Below are 786 nucleotides of genomic sequence, written 5' to 3' on the forward strand. Positions count from 1 at the left end.
AAAGTCCGGTAGGTGAAAGTTGCCAATCTTCTGTGGGTGTTCCCGAGTAGCGGCGGACCCCTGAAATCTGCCGTGAATCTGCCAGGACCACCTGGTAAGCCTAAATACTTCCTGGTGACCGATAGCGGACGAGTACCGTGAGGGAATGGTGAAAAGTACCCCGGGAGGGGAGTGAAATAGTACCTGAAACCGTTCGCCTACAATCCGTCGGAGCCTTGCGGGGTGACGGCGTGCCTTTTGAAGAATGAGCCTGCGAGTTAGTGGCATGTGGCGAGGTTAACCCGTGTGGGGGAGCCGTAGCGAAAGCGAGTCTGAATAGGGCGATTCAGTCGCGTGTCCTAGACCCGAAGCGGAGTGATCTAGCCATGGGCAGGCTGAAGCGCGGGTAAGACCGCGTGGAGGGCCGAACCCACCAATGTTGAAAAATTGGGGGATGACCTGTGGTTAGGGGTGAAAGGCCAATCAAACTCCGTGATAGCTGGTTCTCCCCGAAATGCATTTAGGTGCAGCGTCGCGTGTTTCTTGCCGGAGGTAGAGCACTGGATGGTCTAGGGGGCCCACAAGCTTACCGAAATCAGCCAAACTCCGAATGCCGGTAAGTGAGAGCGCGGCAGTGAGACTGCGGGGGATAAGCTTCGTAGTCGAGAGGGAAACAGCCCAGATCACCAGCTAAGGCCCCTAAGCGTGTGCTAAGTGGAAAAGGATGTGGGGTCGCATAGACAACCAGGAGGTTGGCTTAGAAGCAGCCACCCTTTAAAGAGTGCGTAATAGCTCACTGGTCAAGTG

General features: G+C 55.7%; 1 rRNA gene. It reads left to right on the forward strand.

Going from position 1 to position 786, the window contains the following annotated elements:
- Positions 1-786 (forward strand): 23S ribosomal RNA (locus ACFOW4_RS30200); the annotation flags it as partial.

This window comes from Micromonospora sp. GCM10011542, assembly GCF_042650685.1.
GTDB lineage: Bacteria > Actinomycetota > Actinomycetes > Mycobacteriales > Micromonosporaceae > Micromonospora.